This is a genomic window from Curtobacterium sp. PhB128, from assembly GCF_004340725.1.
GTDB lineage: Bacteria > Actinomycetota > Actinomycetes > Actinomycetales > Microbacteriaceae > Curtobacterium.
Genome location: NZ_SLUR01000011.1, coordinates 13787 through 35606 on the forward strand (window position 1 = coordinate 13787; position 21820 = coordinate 35606).

Annotated in this window: 19 protein-coding genes; 15 read left to right on the forward strand and 4 right to left on the reverse strand. The window is 71.4% G+C overall.

Annotated features, from left to right (window positions below; translation table 11 throughout):
* The first annotated feature begins 62 nt into the window (after positions 1-62).
* The 11 genes from EDF23_RS16390 to EDF23_RS16440 all read left to right on the forward strand — a co-directional run bounded on the left by EDF23_RS16390 (position 63) and on the right by EDF23_RS16440 (position 11833).
* On the forward strand, positions 63-1583 hold the full coding sequence (locus EDF23_RS16390; RefSeq protein WP_131922379.1) for an ABC transporter ATP-binding protein: 1521 nt from the start codon (positions 63-65) through the stop codon (positions 1581-1583).
* 136 nt (positions 1584-1719) lie between these two features.
* Positions 1720-2976, forward strand: a complete 1257-nt coding sequence (locus EDF23_RS16395) for an ABC transporter permease (RefSeq protein WP_207895532.1) — start codon at positions 1720-1722, stop codon at positions 2974-2976.
* Positions 2973-4262, forward strand: a complete 1290-nt coding sequence (locus EDF23_RS16400) for an ABC transporter permease (RefSeq protein WP_123338926.1) — start codon at positions 2973-2975, stop codon at positions 4260-4262. Before EDF23_RS16395 ends, EDF23_RS16400 begins: the two co-directional genes overlap by 4 nt.
* Before the next feature lie 166 nt (positions 4263-4428).
* On the forward strand, positions 4429-4827 hold the full coding sequence (locus tag EDF23_RS16405; RefSeq protein ID WP_123339066.1) for a cytidine deaminase: 399 nt from the start codon (positions 4429-4431) through the stop codon (positions 4825-4827).
* 5 nt (positions 4828-4832) lie between these two features.
* On the forward strand, positions 4833-6131 hold the full coding sequence (locus tag EDF23_RS16410; RefSeq protein WP_123938686.1) for a thymidine phosphorylase: 1299 nt from the start codon (positions 4833-4835) through the stop codon (positions 6129-6131).
* A gap of 120 nt (positions 6132-6251) precedes the next feature.
* Positions 6252-7364: an adenosine deaminase gene (locus EDF23_RS16415; protein ID WP_131922382.1), complete on the forward strand. Its 1113-nt coding sequence runs from the start codon at positions 6252-6254 to the stop codon at positions 7362-7364.
* Between the two features lie 3 nt (positions 7365-7367).
* Entirely contained in the window at positions 7368-7814 is a 447-nt protein-coding gene (locus EDF23_RS16420; RefSeq protein WP_131922385.1) for a PTS sugar transporter subunit IIA, read from the forward strand.
* The gene (locus EDF23_RS16425) at positions 7811-8089 is read left to right on the forward strand and encodes a PTS sugar transporter subunit IIB (RefSeq protein WP_123292189.1); all 279 of its coding nucleotides are present in this window, start codon (positions 7811-7813) and stop codon (positions 8087-8089) included. The genes EDF23_RS16420 and EDF23_RS16425 overlap by 4 nt, the downstream gene beginning before the upstream one ends.
* A gap of 101 nt (positions 8090-8190) precedes the next feature.
* Positions 8191-9033, forward strand: coding sequence for a purine-nucleoside phosphorylase (locus tag EDF23_RS16430; RefSeq protein ID WP_123292190.1), 843 nt, complete (start codon positions 8191-8193; stop codon positions 9031-9033).
* Entirely contained in the window at positions 9030-10706 is a 1677-nt protein-coding gene (locus EDF23_RS16435) for a phospho-sugar mutase (protein WP_131922387.1), read from the forward strand. The genes EDF23_RS16430 and EDF23_RS16435 overlap by 4 nt, the downstream gene beginning before the upstream one ends.
* A gap of 188 nt (positions 10707-10894) precedes the next feature.
* On the forward strand, positions 10895-11833 hold the full coding sequence (locus EDF23_RS16440; RefSeq protein ID WP_131922389.1) for a hypothetical protein: 939 nt from the start codon (positions 10895-10897) through the stop codon (positions 11831-11833).
* Positions 11834-11919: 86 nt separating this feature from the next.
* Here the strand turns inward: EDF23_RS16440 and EDF23_RS16445 are convergent, their stop codons facing one another.
* A complete protein-coding gene (locus EDF23_RS16445; RefSeq protein ID WP_111086611.1) occupies positions 11920-13704 on the reverse strand; it encodes a biotin carboxylase N-terminal domain-containing protein in 1785 nt (594 codons plus the stop codon).
* A gap of 79 nt (positions 13705-13783) precedes the next feature.
* Complete coding sequence (locus tag EDF23_RS16450; RefSeq protein WP_131845635.1) at positions 13784-14578, reverse strand: Maf family protein; 795 nt, start codon at positions 14576-14578, stop codon at positions 13784-13786.
* A 14-nt stretch (positions 14579-14592) separates the two neighbouring features.
* Here EDF23_RS16450 and EDF23_RS16455 point away from each other — a divergent pair, with 14 nt between their 5' ends.
* The 4 genes from EDF23_RS16455 (at position 14593) to EDF23_RS16470 (ending at position 19164) form a co-directional block, all read left to right on the forward strand.
* Positions 14593-15852, forward strand: a complete 1260-nt coding sequence (locus tag EDF23_RS16455) for a TRAM domain-containing protein (protein ID WP_131845634.1) — start codon at positions 14593-14595, stop codon at positions 15850-15852.
* A gap of 131 nt (positions 15853-15983) precedes the next feature.
* On the forward strand, positions 15984-16700 hold the full coding sequence (locus EDF23_RS16460; protein WP_111086608.1) for a response regulator transcription factor: 717 nt from the start codon (positions 15984-15986) through the stop codon (positions 16698-16700).
* Between the two features lie 5 nt (positions 16701-16705).
* Positions 16706-18118 (forward strand): ATP-binding protein, encoded by a 1413-nt coding sequence (locus EDF23_RS16465; RefSeq protein WP_131922391.1) that lies wholly within the window; start codon positions 16706-16708, stop codon positions 18116-18118.
* Positions 18115-19164: a hypothetical protein gene (locus tag EDF23_RS16470; RefSeq protein ID WP_131922393.1), complete on the forward strand. Its 1050-nt coding sequence runs from the start codon at positions 18115-18117 to the stop codon at positions 19162-19164. Before EDF23_RS16465 ends, EDF23_RS16470 begins: the two co-directional genes overlap by 4 nt.
* A 769-nt stretch (positions 19165-19933) precedes the next feature.
* On the opposite strand, the gene EDF23_RS16475 is transcribed toward EDF23_RS16470, so the two are convergent.
* Positions 19934-20188 carry an acyl-CoA carboxylase subunit epsilon gene (locus tag EDF23_RS16475; protein WP_123292197.1) on the reverse strand — a complete coding sequence of 85 codons (255 nt, stop codon included), beginning with the start codon at positions 20186-20188 and terminating at the stop codon, positions 19934-19936.
* 13 nt (positions 20189-20201) lie between these two features.
* The gene (locus EDF23_RS16480) at positions 20202-21797 is read right to left on the reverse strand and encodes an acyl-CoA carboxylase subunit beta (protein ID WP_131922396.1); all 1596 of its coding nucleotides are present in this window, start codon (positions 21795-21797) and stop codon (positions 20202-20204) included.
* Positions 21798-21820 lie beyond the last annotated feature (23 nt).

Consider the following 21820-nt stretch of genomic DNA (forward strand, 5'->3'; position numbering starts at 1 on the left):
CGAGCGGTGCACGCGACCGTGCGCCCGCGTGGCGCACTCGAGACAGAAATAGACTCCCGAACATGAAGCTCGAACTCCGCGGCATCACCAAGCGGTTCGGCGCCCTGGTCGCCAACGACCACATCTCGCTCACCGTCGAGCCGGGTGAGGTCCACTGCCTCCTGGGTGAGAACGGCGCCGGCAAGTCCACCCTGATGAACGTCCTCTACGGCTTGTACGACGCCGACGAGGGCGAGATCCTGCTCGACGACGTGGTCCAGGACTTCGACGGCCCCGGTGACGCCATGCGCGCCGGCATCGGCATGGTGCACCAGCACTTCATGCTCGTCCCCGTCTTCACCGTCGCCGAGAACGTCATGCTCGGTCAGGAGCAGACCACCTTCGGTGGGCGGCTCGACCTGGCCGGCGCCCGCAAGCGGGTCAAGGAGATCTCCGACCGCTTCGGGTTCGACGTCGACCCCGACGCCAAGATCGAGGACCTGCCCGTCGGCGTCCAGCAGCGTGTGGAGATCATCAAGGCGCTCTCCCGCGACGCCTCCGTGCTGGTGTTCGACGAGCCGACGGCCGTCCTCACCCCGCAGGAGACCGACGAGCTGATGGGCATCATGCGGCAGCTCCGCGAGGCCGGCACCGCGATCGTCTTCATCACCCACAAGCTCCGCGAGGTCCGCGAGGTCGCCGACCGCATCACGGTGATCCGGCTCGGCAAGGTCGTCGGCGAGGCCTCGCCCGCGGCGACCAACAACGAGCTGGCCGCGATGATGGTCGGCCGCGCGGTCTCCCTCGTCGTCGACAAGACGCCGTCGACCGGTGGCGAGGACGCCCTGGTCGTCGAGGGCCTCACCGTGACCGACCCGTCCGGCATCGTGCTCGTCGACGACGTGTCGTTCTCGGTCCGTCGTGGCGAGGTCCTGGCGATCGCCGGGGTGCAGGGCAACGGGCAGACCGAGCTCACCGAGGCGATCCTCGGTCTCGAGCCCGTCCACGCCGGCCGCATCACGCTGGACGGCAAGGAGCTCACCGGCCGCAGCGTCAAGCAGGTGCTCGACGCCGGCGTCGGCTTCGTGCCCGAGGACCGCAAGGAGGACGGCCTGGTCGGCGAGTTCACGATCGCGGAGAACCTCATGCTCGACCGGTCCGACCACGACGCGTTCGTCCGCGCCGGCACCATCCGTGCCGCCGAGCGCGACGCCTTCGCCGACGAGAAGATCGCCGAGTTCGACATCCGCACGCCGGGCCACGCGACCGCTGCCGGTCGGCTGTCCGGCGGCAACCAGCAGAAGATCGTCCTCGCCCGGGAGCTCAGCCGCGAGCTCCGGCTGTTCGTCGCCGCGCAGCCCACGCGCGGCATCGACGTCGGGTCGATCGAGTTCGTGCACAAGCGCATCGTCGCCACCCGCGACACCGGTGTGCCCGTCATCGTCGTCTCCACCGAGCTCGACGAGGTCGTGGCACTGGCCGACCGCATCGCCGTCATGTACCGCGGCGGCATCGTCGGGATCGTGCCGGCGACCACCCCGCGAGACGTCCTCGGCCTCATGATGGCCGGCGAGATCCCAGAAGGAACGGAGTTGGCCGCATGACCGGTTCGGCCGGCGAGATCCAAGCCACATCCACGACCGGAACGGAGCTGGCAGCGTGACCGCGCAGGACCCAGACAACACGCAGCAGCCGCTCACCGACGACCGTCTGCAGGAGTCCCCGGAGACCCCGCACCTGATGACGGACTCGGCGGACGACACCGAGCGCCGCAACGGCGCCCCCGGCACCGACCGCTGGCACGCCGCGATGCAGAGCATCCTGAACGGCTCCGTGCTCGTCACGGTCCTCGCGGTCGTCCTTGCCCTCGTCGCCTGCGGCATCCTCATCGCCCTGACCGACGAGAACGTCCGCGCCACGGCCGGCTACTTCTTCGCCCGTCCCGCCGACATGCTCCAGGCCATCGGCACCGCGGTCGGCGGCGCCTACGCCTCGCTGTTCCAGGGCTCGGTGGTCAACTTCGGCGCCACCAGCTTCCAGCAGGCGATCGCCCCGCTCACCCGGTCGATCGACTACGCGGTGCCGCTCGTCGTCGCCGGCCTCGGGATCGCGTTGTCCTTCCGCGCCGGGCTGTTCAACATCGGCGGCCAGGGCCAGATCCTGATGGGGGCCGCGGCCGCCGGCTGGGTCGGGTTCTCGTTCGACGGACCCGCCGCGATCCACATCCCGCTCACGATCGTCGCCGGCATCGTCGGCGGTGCGGTCTGGGGAGGGATCGTCGGTGTCCTCAAGGCGCGCACGGGTGCGAACGAGGTGGTCGTCACGATCATGCTCAACTACGTCGCGCTCTACCTGGTCAGCTACCTGCTCCGAACCCCCGGTCTGCTCCAGGCTCCGGGCAGCAGCAACCCGATCTCCCCGGCAACGAAGGACAGCGCCCTGCTGCCGCAGCTGTTCGGCGTGCGGTACGGCGTGGACCTCGGCTTCATCGTCGCGATCATCGCCGTGGTCGTGGTCTGGTGGCTCGTCAACAAGTCGTCGCTCGGCTTCCGGTTCCGCACCATCGGTGAGAACCCCCGCGCCGCCCGCGTCGCCGGCATGAGCGTGCCGGCACTGACGATCTGGGTGATGGTCATCTCCGGTGCCCTCGTCGGCATCGCCGGCGCCTACCAGGTGCAGGGTGCGGTCACGACGGGCTTCACCTCGGGCATCGACGCCGGCATCGGCTTCGACGCGATCACCGTCGCGCTGCTCGGCCGCTCGAAGCCGTGGGGCGTGTTCTGGGCCGCGATCCTGTTCGGTGTGCTGAAGAACGGCGGCTACGCCATGCAGGCCGCCAACGGCATCCCGATCGACATCGTCGGTGTCATCCAGGCCCTCATCGTCCTGTTCATCGCGGCGCCGCCGCTCGTCCGCGCGATCTTCCGGATCCCGCAGCCGGGAGCCCGCCAGCGCACGAAGACGAGCAAGAACAGCAAGAAGGCGGTCGCCGCGTGAGCACCCTCAGCCCCACCGCGGCGCCCGCGTCGCCCCTTTCCGACCGTCCGGTCGAGACGACCCGCAGCTGGAAGCTCCCGATCGGGTACGCGGTGTTCACGCTGCTCGCGGTCGTGTTCTTCGTCCTGCTCAGCCGCGCCGGCACGACCACCTTCCGGCTCGCGAACGCCGGCGACTTCGTCGCGCTGCCGAACGTCCCGCTGTCGGCGGCACCGACCGGCTACGTCGTGGTCGTGCTCCTGGCGATCGCCACGGTCTACGCCTTCGTCGAGGTCCGCGCCTACCGGCACGTCCCGCTCTGGGTCACGTCGGTCTTCGCCATCGTCTTCGTCGTCGGCTTCCTGACGTGGGCAGCGGCCGGCGCCACGATCCCGCTGCCCGGCCTGCTGGTCGGCGCACTCGGGCTGAGCGTCCCGCTCGTGTTCGGTGCCCTCGGCGGCGTCATCTCCGAGCGGGTCGGCGTGGTCAACATCGCCATCGAGGGCCAGTTCCTCGCGGGCGCGTTCACCTCGGCGCTCATCGCGTCGCTCACCGGCTCCGCGTGGGTCGGACTCGTCGGCGCGCTCGTCGCCGGTGTGCTCGTCTCGTTCATCCTGGCCGCGTTCAGCATCAAGTACCTCGTCGACCAGGTCATCGTCGGTGTCGTCATCAACGCCCTCATCTCGGGGCTGACCGGCTTCCTGTACTCGCAGGTGCTGTCCCCGAACGAGACCACGCTCAACGTCGGCGTCCGGTTCCCGAAGTTCGAGATCCCGCTGCTCCACCAGATCCCGGTGATCGGTCCGGTGTTCTTCGAGCAGAGCGTCATCGTCTACCTGGCGTACGTGGCCGTCGCGGTCGTCACCTTCGGCCTGTTCAAGACCCGCTGGGGCCTGCGCCTCCGCGCGGTCGGCGAGCACCCGCAGGCGGCCGACACGGTGGGCATCAACGTCACGAGCACCCGGTTCTGGAACGTGTCGCTCGCCGGCGCGATCGCCGGCCTGGGTGGTGCGTACTTCACGCTCGACGCGGTCGGACCGTTCACGAAGGACATGACCGCGGGCGCCGGCTACATCGCCCTGGCCGCCGTCATCTTCGGTCGCTGGGACCCGATCAAGGCCACGCTGGCGGCGCTGCTGTTCGGCTTCGCCTCGAACCTGCAGAACACGCTCGGGGCGATCGACTCGCCCGTGCCGAGCGAGTTCCTGCTGATGCTGCCGTACGTGGTGACGATCTTCGCGGTGGCCGGCCTGGTCGGGCAGTCGCGCGGTCCCGCCGCGTCCGGCAAGCCGTACATCAAGAGCTGACGGCCAGGAGGCACGGCACATGACCGAAACGCACGCTGCGGACGACGGCACGGCCGCGTCCACCGACGCGATCGCCTGGACGGACCCGGCCACGGCCCTGCGCGCGGGAGGCGGCGACACCGCCGCCGACGGGGCGGACGCAGCCACGGGCCTCCCGGTCGACGACGTGGACTGGGGCGCTCTCCGGGACGCCGCCACAGCCGCGATGCGGCGCGCCTACGCGCCGTACTCGTCGTTCCCGGTGGGCGCCGCGGCGCTCACCGACGACGGCCGGATCGTCTCCGGCTGCAACGTCGAGAACGCGAGCTACGGGGTGACGCTCTGCGCGGAGTGCTCGCTCGTGTCGCAGCTGCACATGACCGGCGGCGGCAAGCTCGTCGCGTTCACGTGCGTCGACGGCGACGGGGCGACCCTCATGCCGTGCGGCCGCTGCCGCCAGCTGCTGTTCGAGCACTCGACCGAGGGCATGCTCCTCGAGACGGTCTCCGGCATCCGCACCATCGACGAGGTCCTGCCCGACGCGTTCGGGCCGCGCACCCTCGCCACCTACCAACAGGAGCACTGATCCCCATGGCCGTCGAGCCGTTCGACACCGTCGACCTCATCCGCACGAAGCGATCCGGTGGCGCCCTGAGCACCGCCGAGGTCGACTGGCTCGTCGACGCGTACACACGCGGCTACGTCGAGGACCCGCAGATGGCCGCGATGGCGATGGCGATCTTCCTGAACGGGATGGAGCGGCGCGAGGTCAAGGACCTCACGCTCGCGATGATCGCGTCCGGGGAGCGGATGTCGTTCGGGTCGCTCGGCAAGACGACCGTCGACAAGCACTCCACCGGTGGGGTCGGCGACAAGATCACGCTGCCGCTCGCACCGCTGGTGGCGTCGTTCGGCGTCGCGGTGCCGCAGCTGTCCGGCCGTGGCCTCGGTCACACGGGCGGGACGCTCGACAAGCTCGAGTCGATCCCCGGGTGGCAGGCGGCGCTGTCGAACGACCGGATGATGGAGATCCTGTCCGACGTCGGTGCGGTCATCTGCGCCGCCGGCTCGGGTCTCGCACCGGCCGACAAGAAGCTGTACGCCCTGCGCGACATCACCGGCACCGTCGAGTGCATCCCGCTCATCGCGTCGAGCATCATGTCGAAGAAGATCGCCGAGGGCACCGGTGCGCTCGTGCTCGACGTGAAGTTCGGCTCCGGTGCGTTCATGCCGACGTACGAGGCGTCGCGCGAGCTCGCGCAGACGATGGTCGACCTCGGGAACGACGCCGGGGTGAAGACCTCGGCGCTGCTGACCGACATGGAGGTCCCGCTCGGCCTGACGATCGGCAACGCACTCGAGGTGCGGGAGTCGGTCGAGGTGCTTGAGGGCGGCGGTCCGGCCGACGTCGTGGAGCTGACCGTGGCACTGGCCTCGGAGATGCTGACGCTCGCCGGGATGCCGGACGCCGATCCTGCGGCTGCACTGGCCGACGGCCGGGCGATGGACACCTGGCGTCGGATGATCTCCGCGCAGGGTGGGGACCCCTCCGCCGCGCTGCCGGTCGCCCGCGAGCAGCACGTCGTCACGGCGCCGTCGTCCGGTGTGCTGGCGCAGCAGGACGCCCTGCCGTTCGGCGTCTCGGCCTGGCGCCTCGGTGCCGGTCGTGCCCGCGCGCAGGACCCGGTGCAGGCCGGGGCGGGCATCGAGCTGCACGTCAAGCCCGGTGACACCGTGACCGAGGGGCAGCCGCTCTGGACGCTGCACACCGACGACGCCTCGCGGATCCCGCGGGCGCTCGAGTCGCTCGAGGGTGCGTGGTCGATCGGCTCGTCCGACGCAGCCGTGGCGGCCCGCGGGCCGATCGTGCGGGAGCGCATCGCGGGCTGAACGCGACCGTCCGACCGGCTGGAGGCTCTCCGCACACGTGTGGAGAGCCTCCAGTCGGTTCGTCCGTCTGTTGTGCACAGGTGCCTGCGCGTGGTCGGTGACCACCGATAGCCTGGTCGCATGAGCGCCGACGCCCCGACCTACCGCCTGCCCGACGCCGGAGCGGTCATCAACGACCTGCCGAAGGTCTCGCTGCACGACCACCTCGACGGCGGACTGCGCCCCGCGACGATCGTCGAGCTGGCTGCTGCTTCGGGTGTGACGCTGCCGACCACCGACCCGTCCGAGCTCGGGCAGTGGTTCGCCGACCAGTCGAACTCGGGCTCGCTCGTCGAGTACCTGAAGACGTTCGACGTCACCACCTCGGTCATGCAGACGGCACCGCAGCTGACGCGCATCGCCCGTGAGTTCGTCGAGGACCTGGTCGCCGACGGCGTCGTCTACGGCGAGGTCCGGTGGGCCCCGGAACAGCACCTGCAGGGCGGGCTGACGCTCGACGAGACGGTCGAGGCCGTGCAGGCCGGCATCGAGGAAGCGGTCGACGCCGCCGGCGGCAGCATCCGGGTCGGCCAGCTCGTCACCGCGATGCGCCACGCCGACCGCTCGCTCGAGATCGCCGAGCTCGCCGTCCGGCACCGCGACAACGGGGTGGTCGGCTTCGACATCGCCGGTGCCGAAGCCGGGTTCCCCGCCTCGAACCACCGTGCCGCGTTCGACTACCTCGCATCCGAGCTGTTCCCCGTCACCGTCCACGCGGGCGAAGCCGACGGGCTCGCCTCGATCCGGTCCGCGCTCGTCGACGGCCGCGCGCTGCGCCTCGGGCACGGCGTCCGGATCTTCGAGGACGTCACCCTCTCCGACGCCGGTGACGGCTCGACGCTGGCCTCCCTCGGCGAGGTCGCGTCGTGGGTCCGCGACCGCGAGATCCCGCTCGAGGTCTCGCCGTCCTCCAACCTCCAGACCGGTGCGATCGCGGCCTGGGGCGACGACCTCGCCGACCACCCCTTCGACGTGCTCTACCAGCTCGGCTTCCGGGTCACGGTGAACACCGACAACCGCCTGATGAGCGGGACGTCGCTGTCGAAGGAGCTCGCACTGCTCGCCGGCACGTTCGGCTACGACCTCGACGACCTGGCGGCGTTCCAGATCAACGCGGCGCTCGGCTCCTTCCTGCCGCTCGAGGACCGCGAGGAGATCATCGCGACCATCACCTCCGGGTACTCGGAGGCCTGACACATGGGACTGCCGCCGCTGCCGGACGCCGCCGTGCTCCTCGGGGCCACCGCGCCCACCTGGCGTGACGCGATGCGCCTGGCCGGCGGCGCGCTCGTCGCGTCCGGAGCCGCGACCGACGAGTACACGGACGCCATGATCGGCATGGTCGAGGAACACGGGCCGTACATCGTGATCTCCCCGGGTCTGGCGTTCGCGCACGCCCGACCGGGTGGCGCGGTCCTGCGCGACGGGCTCGCCGTGGTGACCCTCGAGACACCGGTCGCGTTCGGCCACCCGCACAACGACCCGGTCCGCGTGATCCTGGGGCTCGCGGTCGCCGGGGTCGGCACGCACCTCGAGTCCATCGGCGAGATCGCGAACCTGTTCAACGACCAGGCCGTCACGGGGCGGATCGCCGACGCGACGACGGCGGACGAGGTCCGCACGATCATGGGGGTGTCCGCGTGAAGATCGTGACCATCTGCGGCGCGGGCATCGGCTCGAGCGGGATCCTCAAGGTGAACGCCGAGAAGGCGTTGTCGGCCCTCGGTCTGCAGGCATCGGTCGTCGCAGCCGACGTGGCCTCGGTGCGCGACGTGTCCGACGACGCCAACGTGATCCTCACGAGCCAGGAGTTCGTCGAGGCGATCGGCGACACCTACGCCGAGGTCATCGTGATCCGGAACCACTTCGACCAGGGCGAGATCACGGCGGCGGTGGACCGGGCGCTCGGCGAGCACTGAGGCGGGTGCGGCGGCGGCCGCTGCGGCGGGAGCGGCGGCGGCCGCTGCGGCGGCCGCGGCGGCGGCCGCTGCGGCGGGCGTCGGCCCTTTAGAGTTGGGGCATGAGCACCGAGAACCCGCTGAACGACCCCGCTGCCGACCCGTTCGAGGTCGCGCGGGACGCCGCCGCCGTCATCGCCGCGAAGTCCGGCATCGAGCGGCACGACATCGCCCTGACCCTCGGCTCGGGCTGGGGCAAGGCCGCCGACATCATCGGTGAGACCGTGTCCGAGATCCCGGCGGACCAGGTCCCCGGGTTCAGCGCCTCGGCCGTGCCCGGGCACTCCGGCACCATCCGGTCGATCCGCCTCGCCGACGGCCGTCACGCGCTCGTCATCGGCGCACGCACGCACTACTACGAGGGCCACGGTGTCCGCCGGGTCGTGCACAGCGTCCGCACCGCCGCGGCCACGGGCGCCACGGTCATGGTGCTGACGAACGGTGCCGGTGGCATCAAGGAGCACTGGACGCCCGGCACACCCGTGCTCATCAGCGACCACATCAACCTGACCGCCGACAGCCCGCTCGAGGGTGCGACGTTCATCGACCTCACGGACCTGTACTCGTCCCGGCTGCGTGACGTGGCGCGGTCGGTCGACCCGTCCCTGGACGAGGGCGTCTACACGCAGTTCCGCGGCCCGCACTACGAGACCCCGGCAGAGGTCCAGATGGCCAAGGCCATCGGCGGACACATCGTCGGCATGTCAACTGCACTCGAGGCCATCGCCGCCCGACAGGCCGGCATGGAGGTCCTCGGGTTCTCGCTCATCACGAACCTCGCCGCCGGCATCCAGAAGACGCCGCTGTCGCACACCGAGGTGCTCGAGGCCGGCAAGCAGGCCGAGCCCGTGATCGCGGACCTGCTCGCCCGCGTGGTGACCGCCCTCGGGCAGCCGGCGTCGTGAAGATCGACCTCGACCACGTGCTCGGGACCGCTCGGTCCTGGCTCGCGCAGGACCCGGATCCGCAGACCCGCGACGAGCTGACCGCCGCGATCGACGCCGCGTCCGACGGCTCCGGTCCGGCCGTGCAGGCCCTGGCCGCGCGGTTCGGCGGCCGGCTGCAGTTCGGTACTGCCGGACTCCGCGCCGAGCTCGGCTACGGCCCGCTCCGCATGAACCGGGTCGTCGTGTCGCAGGCCGCTGCCGGTCTCGCACGCTTCCTGATCGACACAGGCCGGTCGCGCAGCGTCGTGATCGGCTACGACGGCCGGGTGAACTCCGACGTCTTCGCGCGCGACTCCGCCGAGGTCATGCGTGGCCTCGGGCTCGAGGTCACGCTGCTGCCGGTCGCCCTGCCCACGCCGGTGCTCGCGTTCGCTGTGCGGCACCTCGACGTCGGCGCCGGGGTGATGGTCACCGCGAGCCACAACCCGCCCCGCGACAACGGGTACAAGGTCTACCTCGGACAGGACGACGACGGGTCGCAGATCGTGCCGCCGGTCGACGGCTCGATCGCTGCGGCCATCGAAGCCGTCGCTGCCGGGTCGATCACGGACCTGCCCCGGGGCACCGACTACACCGTCGCGTCGTCGGCGCTGCTCGATGCCTACGTGGCCGCGACGGCCGCCATCGTGCCGGCCCCGACCCTGGCGCCGCAGGAGCAGCCGAAGGTCGTGTACACGGCGATGCACGGTGTCGGGTGGGAGACCGCACGCGCGGTGTTCGCCGCCGCCGGGTTCGCGTCGCCCGCGGTCGTGCCGGAGCAGATCGAGCCGGACGGAGCGTTCCCGACCGTGTCGTTCCCGAACCCCGAGGAACCCGGCGCGATGGACCTGGCGATCGCCCGCGGGCTCGCCGTCGGCGCTGACCTCGTCATCGCGAACGACCCCGACGCCGACCGGCTCGCGCTCGCGATCCCGGCGGTCTCCGACTCCGGGGCTCCGACCTACCGCCGCCTGTCCGGCAACGAGGTCGGGTGGCTGCTCGGGTGGCAGGCCGCCGTCCGTGCGTCGGAGACCGGCGCCACGGGCACCCTCGCAGCGTCGATCGTCTCGTCGCCGGCGCTGGCCCGCGTCGCCGCCCGCCACGGTCTGGAGTACCGCGACACCCTGACCGGCTTCAAGTGGGTCTCCCGGGTCCCCGGGCTCCTCTTCGGGTACGAAGAAGCGCTCGGCTACCTGGTGGACCCGTCGGTCGTGCGCGACAAGGACGGCATCTCGGCGGCACTGTCGCTGCTGTCGTTGGCGTCGGACCTGGCCGCTGCCGGATCGTCGATCGCCGGGCAGCTCGACGCCTTCGCTGCCGAGTTCGGGGCGTTCGCGTCGGGGCAGGTCGCGACCCGCGTTGACGACCTGTCCTGCATCGGCGAGATCATGGCCTCGCTGCGGTCTGCGCCGCCGTCGTCGCTCGGCGGCCTGGACGTCCGCACAGTGACGGACTACGTCGACGGGGTGGAGGGCTTCCCGCCGTCGGACATCCTGCGGTACGACCTGACCGGTGACGCGCGGGTGATCGTCCGACCGAGCGGCACCGAGCCCAAGGTCAAGGTCTACATCGACACCGTCGCCGAGACCCCCGCCGAGGCCCAGCGCCTCGTCGACGCCCTCGCGGAGTCCGTCCGCCCCTTGGTCTCGTAGCGCCGCCGCCCGCCGCCCCCCCCGGAACCAGGTTCCGGACACAGCATCGCGCAACTTCGCGGTGCTGTGTCCGTTCCGCGGTGTCTCGTGGGGCGGGCACCGCTCCACAGCGGCAACGGGTCAGCTGGTTCTCCACAGCGACCGGGGCATCGTGCCACGAGAAGCCGCCCGGACGACACGCTGGCCCGATGGAACGACTCACGCTCATGACGACACCGGTGGACACCGCGACGGCTCGGAACCTGCGGCGCAGCACCGCGCGGGGCGATCTCCTCCGGATCGGACACGGGGTGTCGACGCCCGCCAGAGCATTCCGCGACGCATCGGAGATGGTTCGTCACCGGGCTCGGATCGACGCCGTCCTCGCGGTGTCCAGGCCGGGCCTGATCGTCTCGCACGCGTCGGCCGTCGTGATGCACGACCTGCCGTGGTTCGGGCCACTCCCGGATCGTGTCGTGCTCACCGATCCGACCCGCGACCGTGCGCAGCGTCTGCGGTTCAGCGACAAGGTGCCGGCGCGCGGTCGGGAGGTGGCGACCGTGATGATCGACGAGGTCGAGACGACGGACCTGGTGACGACGGCCATCGACGTCGCGCTCCGATCCGACCGAGGCCATGCGCTGGTCATCCTCGACGCGGTGCTCGGCCGAGGGGTCGATCGTCGGGATCTGCTGGTCGAACTCGAATCACGACCGATCCGCCGCGGTGTCCAGCGGGTCCGAGCGCTCCTCGAGCTCGCGGACGCTCGGATCGAGTCCGTCGGTGAGAGCCTCGCGCACTTGGTGATGCACGATCTCCGGCTGCCGAAGCCGGAGCTGCAACAGGAGTTCTTCCTGGGCAGTCGATGCATCGCGCGGGTCGACTTCTGGTTCCCCGAGCACGGGGTGGTCGTGGAGTTCGACGGGCTGGTCAAGTACCGGGCCGGTGACGTCCGGGGCACGCGGACTGCAGATGACGTGGTCGTCGCAGAGAAGTTCCGAGAAGACGCGGTGCGTGCAGTCCCGGGGGTCCGGAGCGTTGCGCGGCTGACCTGGCGCGAGGTCCTTCCCGGCGGGGACGCTCCGACCACGCTCCGGAGGTCGGGGCTTCCGGTCTCGCTGGCGCACCGCACGACGCCGGCCTGGTGACACACCGTGGAACGGACACAGCACCGCGCGGATGCACGGTGCTGTATCCGGAACCTGGTTCCGGCGGAGGGAACCCCGCCGCGCGCCTACGCCAGCTCGAGCAGCACGTGACCGGACGAGACCGTCTGGCCGACCGGGGCGTTCAGGCCGGTGACGACGCCGTCCTTGTGGGCCTGCACGGGCTGCTCCATCTTCATGGCCTCGAGCACGACGAGCAGATCGCCCTTCACCACGGTGTCACCCTCGGCGACCGCGAGCTTCACGACGGTCGCCTGCATCGGCGACGCGACGGACCCGCCGGACTTCGCGATGCCGCCCTTGACCGCCGACGAGCGGCGCTTCGGGGGAGCGGAGGGACCGGCCGGACGACGACCGGCGACACCGGCGGCGGCACCGCCACCGACGATCGACGGCATGGTGACCTCGATGCGCTTGCCCTGCACCTCGACGACGACCGAGTCGCGCGAAGCCGGCGCCGGCAGTTCTTCAGGAGAACCGCTCCACGCCGGGATCTCGTTGACGAAGTCGGTCTCGATCCACTGCGTGTACACAGAGAACGGCGAGGAGTCGTCCGTTGCGAACGCCGGGTCCGACACGACCGCACGGTGGAAGGGGAGCACGGTCGGCAGGCCGGTGACCTCGAACTCGGCCAGTGCACGACGCGAGCGCTCCAACGCCTCGGCGCGGGTGGCGCCGGTGACGATGAGCTTCGCGAGCATGGAGTCGAACGAACCGGACACGACGTCGCCGCTCACGACGCCGGAGTCGACGCGGACGCCGGGGCCGGACGGCGCGTTGAACGCGTGCACGGGGCCGGGCGCGGGGAAGAAGTTGCGGCCCGGGTCCTCGCCGTTGATGCGGAACTCGAACGAGTGCCCGCGGGGCGTCGGGTCGGAGTAGTCGAGCACGCCGCCCTCGGCGATGCGGAACTGCTCGCGCACCAGGTCGATGCCGGTGACCTCTTCGGACACGCAGTGCTCGACCTGCAGGCGGGTGTTGACCTCGAGGAACGACACCGTGCCGTCGGCGCCGATCAGGAACTCGCACGTGCCGGCACCGACGTAGCCGACCTCGCGCAGGATCGCCTTCGACGACTCGTACAGTCGCTCCTGCTGCGCGTCCGTCAGGTACGGCGCGGGTGCTTCCTCGACGAGCTTCTGGTGCCGGCGCTGCAGCGAGCAGTCACGCGTCGACACGACGACGACGTTGCCGTGCTCGTCCGCCAGACACTGGGTCTCGACGTGGCGCGGCTTGTCGAGGTACTTCTCGACGAAGCACTCGCCCCGACCGAACGCCGCGATGGCTTCACGCGTCGCCGACTCGAACTGCGAGGCGACCTCGTCGCGCGTCCGTGCGACCTTCAGGCCGCGGCCACCACCGCCGAAGGCCGCCTTGATGGCGACCGGCAGGCCGACCTCGTCGGCGAACGCGATGACCTCGGAGGCGTCCTTGACGGGCTCGATGGTGCCGGGGGCGAGCGGCGCGCCGACCTTCTCGGCCACGTGGCGCGCGGAGACCTTGTCACCGAGGCGCTCGATCGAGTCGGGCGACGGGCCGATCCAGGTCAGTCCGGCGTCGATGACGGCACGGGCGAAGTCGGCGTTCTCGGCAAGGAACCCGTAGCCCGGGTGCACGGCGTCTGCGCCGGACCGTCGGGCGACCGAGATGATCTTGTCGATGACGAGGTAGGTGTCGGCGCTCGTGGTGCCGTTCAGCGCGTAGGCCTCGTCGGCGAGGCGGGCGTGCAGGGCGTCACGGTCTTGGTCGGCGTAGACGGCGACCGATGCCTTGCCTGCGTCGCGGGCCGCGCGGATGATGCGGACGGCGATCTCGCCGCGGTTCGCGATGAGGACCTTGCTGATACGGGGCATGAGACATCAGCGTATTCGTGCAACGGGAGCACGAATTGACTGGCACCCACAAAGAACCGTGCCGAACAAGTGCGGATGTCTACAGTGACCAGAACTCGTGCCAGCGGACGCCGAAGCCGCGGAGCAGCATCGACCGCAGCACCGGCAGGGACAGCCCGACCACGGCCGACGGTGCCCCGTCGATGCGCGAGATGTACGCCGCCGCCCGCCCGTCGATGGTGAACGCCCCCGCGACCTCGAGCGGCTCGCCCGTCGCCACGTACGCGTCGATCTCCTCGGCGGACAGGTCGTCGGCGAACGTCAGCGCGGCGCTGTCCACGGCGACCACGCGGTCGCCACCGGCGGCCAGGGCCGACCCGCCGGGCGCGACGTCCCCCAGCACCGGCACGCCGGCAGGAGACGTCACCAGGCTGCGGACGGGAGGCGCGGGGCGGCCCGCATCCGGGCCTCCCGTCCGCCCCGTGGCCGGGTCCAGGTCGCGGCGCCGGTCGTCGCGTCGTCGATCGATCACGCAGTGTCCACTCCACAGCGTCCCGCCGCCGGCGGCGAGCATCTGCCGCCAGCGCTCCCGGGCCACCGACGGGTCGTGCGGCTTGCCGTACAGGCGCCCGTCGACCTCGAAGGCGGAGTCGCCGCCGAACACGAAGCCGTCGACCGGCGACCCGGCGACGTCGGCGTCCGCGACGGCTGATGCCTTGGCGACGGCCAGCAGCGACACGAGCTCCGGGCCGGTCAGGTCACGGCCGAGTGCGGCGGCGGCCGCGGACGCCGCGGCGTCCTCGTCGACCCCGGGCGACACGAGCACGGGCTCGATCCCGGACTGGGCGAGGAGTGCTCGGCGGGCGGGGGATGTACTCGCGAGGTACAGACGCATGGGACCATCGAACCATGGGTGAATCCGTCGGAACGCTGCTCGAACTCGACGTCACCGGGATCGCCCACGGCGGCATCTCGGTGGCACGGCACGAAGGCCGGGTGGTCTTCGTCACGGACGCGATCCCCGGGGAGCGCGTCGTCGCCCGGGTGACCGAGGACCGGAAGAAGTCGTTCTGGCGCGCCGACACCGTCAGTGTCGTCACGCCGAGCGAGCACCGCGTCGACCACGTCTGGGCCGAGGCCGCGCTCGACCGCGACCCCGAGACGCGCCCGGGCGGTGCCGAGTTCGGCCACATCGCCCTCGCACACCAGCGCACGCTGAAGCACGACGTGCTCGTCGACTCGTTCTCGCGGTTCGCGCACACGGACCTGGCATCGGTGCTCGGCTCGGACGTCGTCGTCGAGGCCGCACCCGGTGACGACGCCGCGAACGGCCTCGGCTGGCGCACCCGGGTCCGGCTGCACGTCGACGAGCACGGCACCGCCGGCCCGTTCGCCGCGCGCTCGCACTCCGTCATCCCCGTCACCAGCCTGCCGCTCGCGAACGACGCCGTGCAGGAGAGCGCGCCGCTCGGCCGTGGCGTGATGCCCGGCTCGTCGGTCATCGACGTGCTGGCACCGAGCGGCTCCGAGGGGGCGCGCCTCGTCATCGACGAGCAGAAGCCCACCGTGGTGACCGAGGTCGTGGGGGAGCGCACCTTCGCGGTGGACGACAACGGCTTCTGGCAGGTGCACCGTGCCGCGGCGTCGGTGCTCACCGAGGCCGTGCAGGACCTGGTCGACCGCGACCGACTCGACCCCGAGGGCACCCACCTGGACCTGTACGGCGGCGTCGGCCTGCTCGCCGCCGCACTCGGCGACCTCGTCGGCCCGAAGGCGCGCCTCACGAGCGTCGAGAGCGCCGCACGCGCGACCGAGCACGCGCAGGAGAACCTCGCCGAGTGGCTCGGCGCGCGCGCCGAGACCGGCCGGGTCGACCGCTGGCTCGCGAACACGGTGGCGAACGCCTCGCGCGCCGAGAAGGACCGGTTCCGCGCCGGCACGATCGTCCTCGACCCGCCGCGCGCCGGTGCCGGTCGTCAGGTCGTCGAGCAGATCGCGGCCCTGCACCCGTCGCAGGTCGTCTACGTCGCCTGTGACCCGGTCGCGCTCGCCCGCGACGTCGCGACGTTCGCCGACCTGGGGTACAAGCTCGAGGCGCTGCGGGCGTTCGACCTGTTCCCGCACACCCACCACATGGAGGCCGTGGCGCGCCTGACGCCCGCGCGCTGACGGGCAACCGGGCGGTTTCGTCCGCGTGGCGCGTCCGGTTTCCCCGGACCTGAGTCCAGCCTGGGTATCCTGGGCGCTGATGGCGATCCGGTTTCAGGGGCCGGGGACGCACATCGGAACGAGAGGCCACAGTGGGAGCAGGAACGACAACCGCAGCCGAGACGTCGGGCACGGCCACCAGGCCGGTCCGGGTCGCGATCGTGGACGACCACGAGTCCGTGCGACTCGGGATCCAGGCGGCATGCCAGAACGAGGGCTTCGAGGTGGTGCTCACCGCCGCGAGCGTGCCCGAGTACGTCCAGAACCTCGACGGGCGCGAGGTCGACGTCGTCGTCCTCGACCTGTCCCTCGGTGACGGCTCGACCGTGACCGAGAACGTCAAGGGCGTGCAGGGGACCGGCTCCGCCGTGCTCGTGCACTCCATCGCGGACCGCGTCGCCAACGTCCGTGAGGCACTCGCAGCAGGGGCTGCCGGTGTCATCCCGAAGTCGTCCGCCACGAAGACGGTGATGGCAGCGGTCGCCACCGTCGCCCGTGGTGACGTGCTGAACAACCTCGAGTGGGCGAGCGCCATCGACGCCGACCGCGACTTCGCGAAGGCCCAGCTCGGCCGGCGCGAGCGCGAGATCCTGCACCTGTACGCCTCGGGCCTGCCGCTCAAGCTGGCGGCGCAGCAACTCGGCATCGGGTACTCCACGGCTCGTGAGTACCTCGACCGCATCCGCGTGAAGTACGTCGAGGTCGGTCGCCCGGCCCCGACGAAGGTCGACCTCCTGCGGCGGGCGGTCGAGGACGGCATCCTCCCCGGTCTCGACTCGGGCATCGACCCCGACGGTGACGGTCGCTGAACACGATGGCGAGCGCGGCTGAGCCGGCGTCGCGCCGGGGGAGCGGCCCGGGGACCGGTCGGGGGACCGGTCGGTGGTTCGGCCGCGGGTCGGGCGGCGCTGGTGCGGCGTCCGGCCATGCCGGCCGCGTCCCAGCAGGCTCGGGTCGTGCTCCCGGTGGCGACCCGGTCGGCTTCGGGGACGGCGCGCCGTTCGGTGCCGACCCGTCGCGCAGCGTCCGCGCGTCGATCACGCAGGCGTCGGTGGAGCGTGCCTTCGCGATCCTGCTGGCGATGACCGCGGTCGGCCTCGGCATCGTCGACACCCCGGCGGTCCTCGCCCAGTTGCCGTACCTCGATCCGTTCTGGGGCCCGGTCGTCGCGATCGCGCTCGGGGCGTCGTTCGTCCTGGTCGGGGTCTCGGCGTTCGTGCCGCGGGTGGCGCAGTTCGCGCAGATCCTGTGCGCCCTGCTCTTCCTGGTCGCATTGACCACGTGGCCGCTCACGGTGCAGGACTCGATCCCGTCCACGCAGCAGCCGTGGCCGTGGTGGTTCTGCACCGTCGGCTCGACCGCGGCGGCCATGGGCTTCGCCACCTGGCGGGCCACGATCTACACCGCACTCGTGCCGGCGATCTACGTCGTCCTCCGCCTCACCCCGGTCGGTGGCGACGCCGGGCTCGTCCGTGCGCTGCTCGACGGCGTGTACACGGCGCTGCTCAGCGGTGCGGTGCTCGTCATCGCCGTGGTCCTGCGCCGTGCCGCTTCGTCGGTCGACACGGCGCAGTCGACCGCGGTCCGCCGGTACTCGCTCGCCATCCGCGAGCACGCGGTCGAGGTGGAGCGCGTGCAGGTCGACGCGATCGTGCACGACAGCGTGCTGACGACGCTGCTCTCCGCCGCACGGGCCGACACGCTCGAGGCGAAGACCCTCGCCGCCCGCATGGCACGGAACGCCATCGACCACCTCGAGGCCGCAGCGGCCGACGGTCCGGACGACGACACCCCCGTCACGCTCGCCGACCTCCGCACCCGCATCGGCGAGGCGATCGGTGCCCTCGCGGCGCCCGTCCGGCTCGTCCCTGCCCCGTCCGGGTCGGTCCGGCTGCCGGCGTCGGTCGCCGACGCCCTCGCGTCAGCAGCGCTGCAGGCGGCCGTCAACAGCGTCCAGCACGCCGGCGGGCCCGACGTCGCCCGGTGGGTCCGCGTCGAGCAGCACGACGACGGCGTGCACATCGAGGTCGGTGACGACGGTCGCGGGTTCGACGTCGCGACGATCCCGTCCGAACGACTCGGGGTGCGGCGGTCGATCATCGAGCGCGTCGCCTCCGTCGACGGCCGTGCCGAGGTGCACACCGCCCCGGGCGAGGGCACGCGAATAGAGCTGAGCTGGTCGCCGACCACGCCGTCCACGCCCACGACGACGGGAGCCGCAGCGTGAAGGTCTCCCTGCCCGCGAGCATCGCGCTCGGCCTGGCGTCGCTGTTCTCCGTCTACCACCTGGTCCTCGCCGTCGCGTCACTGCAGCGCGTGCACGACGTCGGCCCGGTGATCGCCTGCATGGTCCTCTACGCCGCGGCCACCGGCACCGCGCTGTTCGTGCCCGGCAAGGTCCTGCCGGTCTGGACGGCGTGCTTCTCACTCGCAACCGCGATCGTGATGCCGCTCGTCGCGGCGCCGGTCGTCGACCTGGCGAAGGGCCCGGGGTCCGCCACGTGGTGGATCGCCGCCGTCGGCACCCTGATGGTCGTGCTCGTCGTGCGGGGACGCGGCCCGTTCGCCTGGGCCGGGGTCCTGTTCCTCGCCGTGTACACGGTCGCCTGGGCCGGTCTCGATGCGCTCGGCACACTCGGGGTGCTCGGCAGCGTGGCCTGGGTCGCGATCGCCACGGTGTTCGCCATCGCCATGAACCGCGCCATCCGGAACACCCGCGAGCTCATGCGCGCCGAACAGGAGACCGCCGACTGGCAGGCGGCGCAGGACGCCCACGTCTTCGAGCGGCAGTTCCGCCTGAGCCAGACCACCCGGATGGCCCTGCCGATGCTGCAGCGGATCATCGACTCGTGCGGTGACCTCGACGACGCGGACCGGGCCGAGTGCCTGCACCTCGAGCAGGCCATCCGCGACGAGATCCGCGGCCGCTCCCTGCTGTCCGAGGACGTCCGCGACGAGGTCATGCGCCTGCGCCGCCGGGGTGCGACGGTGCAGCTGCACGACGACGGCGGTCTCGACGAGCTCGAGGTCGACGACGTCCGCCGCATCCACGCCCGCATCGCCGAGGCGCTCCGCCAGGCCCGCGAGGCCGACAACGTCATCGTCCGCACCGTCAGCGAGGGGTCCGACTCCGCGGTGACGGTCGTCGGGCTCAAGCTCGACACGGCCGCGAGCGAGTCCGCCGCCCTCGGAGCGGGCATGGAGGACGACGACGGCGACGAGGACGACTCCGTGGCCCTCTGGCTCGAGATCCCGCGGCACGAGCCCGCCTGAGGCGCGCTGCGCCTGCCCGCGCGTGGTCGTGTGCGGCGTCGCGCGCGGCGAGACGGAAGCGACAAGGTCGACGTCGTACGACGTCGAGGGTGTCGCTCGTGCGCGCGCGCAACTGTTGCGTCCGCGCGCGGACGACTACGTCGACGTCGTACGACGTCGAGGTAGTCGTTCCGGGTCCGTGGGACGCGCGCGCGGCGGTGGACAGGACACGTGCCGGCCGGGAGGCCCGTGGCGGCGCCGCCACGGGCCTCCCGGCCGAACGTGGTCGCGCCGGGCTGGCGCCGACGGCTGACGCGACAACACGGACGTCGTACGACGTCGGGGATGTCGCTCGTGCGCGCGTGCAACTGTTGCAGGTGCCGGGGGACGACACTCTGGACGCCGCACGACGTCGAGGATGTCGTTCCGCATCGACGACGGCCGGCGCGAACGCCCCCGGAAACGGGGAACGGGCCGGTCGTATCCGACCGGCCCGTTCACGACCCGAGGCTGAGCGACAACCCGAATGTCGCCCTGCCTCGCAGCGGGCGGTGGCGTCGTACCCTAGTCGGCCACCGACCTGCGATGTTCTTCGTTGAAGGACACCGAACACCAGTAACTATGCCAACCCACAACCCCGGTGTCAGTCGTCATTATGGGGGACAAATTCGGCATTTCCGGTCCTCTTCGGCGTTTCGTGTCCCCCGTGCGAGGGGATACCGACCGGGAAGTGCAGCCTGCAACGTCCGCCGGGTCGGGGACACCAGGGGTACAGGGAGGCCAAGGTCCGTCAGCGGAGCGAACGGCCCCAGGCGCCGGGGCCGTGGTCGAGCGGGCGACGCAGGCCGCGGGCCGAGGCCTGCCACCCGGTGCGCGGCTCGTCGACGACCTCGGCGCGACCGGCTGCTGCGGCCTCGTCGGCCTGGCGCTGCAGCACGGCGACGACCGCTGCGAGCTCCTCGGGGGTGGGCTCACCGGAGACCACCCGGACGTCGGCCACCGAGGCGGGCTCGTCCGAGGGGACCGGTGCTGCGTGACGACCCATCAGTGCGCACCCATCAGAGGGGGATGTTCCCGTGCTTCTTGGGCGGCAGCGTCGCACGCTTGCCGCGCAGGGCACGCAGGGCCTTGATGACCGAGACGCGGGTGGCGTGCGGCTGGATGATGCCGTCGAGCTCACCGCGCTCGGCCGCCAGGTACGGCGACGCGACGTTGTAGGTGTACTCGTTCGCGAGCTTCGTGCGGACCGCAGCGACGTCCTCGCCGGACTCCTCGGCGCGCTTGATCTCGGCGCGGTACAGGATGTTGACGGCGCCCTGACCGCCCATGACCGCGATCTCGGCGGTCGGCCATGCCAGGTTGATGTCGGCGCCGAGCTGCTTCGACCCCATCACGATGTACGCGCCGCCGTAGGCCTTGCGCGTGATGACGGTGACGAGCGGGACGGTGGCCTCGGCGTAGGCGTACAGCAGCTTCGCGCCGCGGCGGATGACCCCGGTCCACTCCTGGTCGGTGCCGGGCAGGTAGCCGGGCACGTCGACCAGGGTCAGGATCGGGATGCCGAACGCGTCGCAGAACCGCACGAAGCGGGCTGCCTTCTCACCGGCATCGATGTTCAGCGTGCCGGCCATGGCCTGCGGCTGGTTCGCGATGATGCCGACGGTGCGGCCCTCGACCCGGCCGAAGCCGATCAGGATGTTCGGCGCGAAGAGCGGCTGGACCTCGAGGAACTCGCCGTCGTCGACGACGTGCTCGATGATCGTCGTGACGTCGTACGGCTGGTTCGTCGAGTCCGGGATCACGAGGTCGAGCTCGTGGTCGGCGTCGGTGGTCTCGAGCTCCGGGGCGACGTCGTAGGCGGGGGCGTCGGAGAGGTTGTTGTCCGGCAGGAACCCGATGAGCGAGCGGGCGTAGTCGAGCGCGTCGGTCTCGTCCTCGGCCAGGTAGTGGGCCACGCCGGAGACCGCGTTGTGGGTCTGTGCGCCGCCGAGCTCCTCGAAGCCGACGTCCTCGCCGGTGACGGTCTTGATGACGTCGGGGCCGGTGACGAACATGTGGCTGGTCTTGTTGACCATGATCACGAAGTCGGTGAGGGCGGGGGAGTACACCGCGCCGCCGGCCGCCGGGCCCATGATGATCGACAGCTGCGGGATGACGCCGGACGCCTGGGTGTTGAGGCGGAAGATCTCGCCGTACTTGCCGAGCGCGACCACGCCTTCTTGGATCCGGGCCCCGCCGGAGTCGAGGATGCCGATGATCGGCACGCCCGTCTTCAGCGCGTGCTGCATCACCTTGATGATCTTCTCGCCGGCGACCTCGCCGAGCGAGCCGCCGAAGACGGTGAAGTCCTGCGCGTACACGGCGACGTTGCGGCCGTGGATCGTGCCGACGCCGGTGACGACCGCGTCGCCGTAGGGGCGCTTGGCGTCCATGCCGAACGAGGTGGTGCGGTGGCGGACGAACTCGTCGAACTCCACGAAGGAGTTCTCGTCGAGCAGCTGCTCGATGCGTTCGCGCGCGGTGCCCTTGCCCTTGGCGTGCTGCTTGGCGATCGCGGACTCGCCCGCAGCGGTCACGGCCTCGTGGTACCGCTCGCGGAGGTCGGCCAGTCGGCCTGCCGTCGTCGAGAGATCGGGGGTGTCTCCTGAAGTCACCCGCTCACCCTACCGGCGGCGAC

Excerpts from the sequence above, each read along its gene's own strand:
- EDF23_RS16475 (WP_123292197.1), bottom strand. The coding sequence starts at position 20,188 with ATGGGTCGTCACGCAGCACCGGTCCCCTCGGACGAGCCCGCCTCGGTG.
- EDF23_RS16465 (WP_131922391.1), top strand. The coding sequence starts at position 16,706 with ATGGCGAGCGCGGCTGAGCCGGCGTCGCGCCGGGGGAGCGGCCCGGGG.
- EDF23_RS16390 (WP_131922379.1), top strand. The coding sequence starts at position 63 with ATGAAGCTCGAACTCCGCGGCATCACCAAGCGGTTCGGCGCCCTGGTC.
- EDF23_RS16430 (WP_123292190.1), top strand. The coding sequence starts at position 8,191 with ATGAGCACCGAGAACCCGCTGAACGACCCCGCTGCCGACCCGTTCGAG.
- EDF23_RS16455 (WP_131845634.1), top strand. The coding sequence starts at position 14,593 with ATGGGTGAATCCGTCGGAACGCTGCTCGAACTCGACGTCACCGGGATC.
- EDF23_RS16420 (WP_131922385.1), top strand. The coding sequence starts at position 7,368 with ATGGGACTGCCGCCGCTGCCGGACGCCGCCGTGCTCCTCGGGGCCACC.
- EDF23_RS16395 (WP_207895532.1), top strand. The coding sequence starts at position 1,720 with ATGACGGACTCGGCGGACGACACCGAGCGCCGCAACGGCGCCCCCGGC.
- EDF23_RS16440 (WP_131922389.1), top strand. The coding sequence starts at position 10,895 with ATGGAACGACTCACGCTCATGACGACACCGGTGGACACCGCGACGGCT.
- EDF23_RS16415 (WP_131922382.1), top strand. The coding sequence starts at position 6,252 with ATGAGCGCCGACGCCCCGACCTACCGCCTGCCCGACGCCGGAGCGGTC.
- EDF23_RS16450 (WP_131845635.1), bottom strand. The coding sequence starts at position 14,578 with ATGCGTCTGTACCTCGCGAGTACATCCCCCGCCCGCCGAGCACTCCTC.
- EDF23_RS16445 (WP_111086611.1), bottom strand. The coding sequence starts at position 13,704 with ATGCCCCGTATCAGCAAGGTCCTCATCGCGAACCGCGGCGAGATCGCC.
- EDF23_RS16410 (WP_123938686.1), top strand. The coding sequence starts at position 4,833 with ATGGCCGTCGAGCCGTTCGACACCGTCGACCTCATCCGCACGAAGCGA.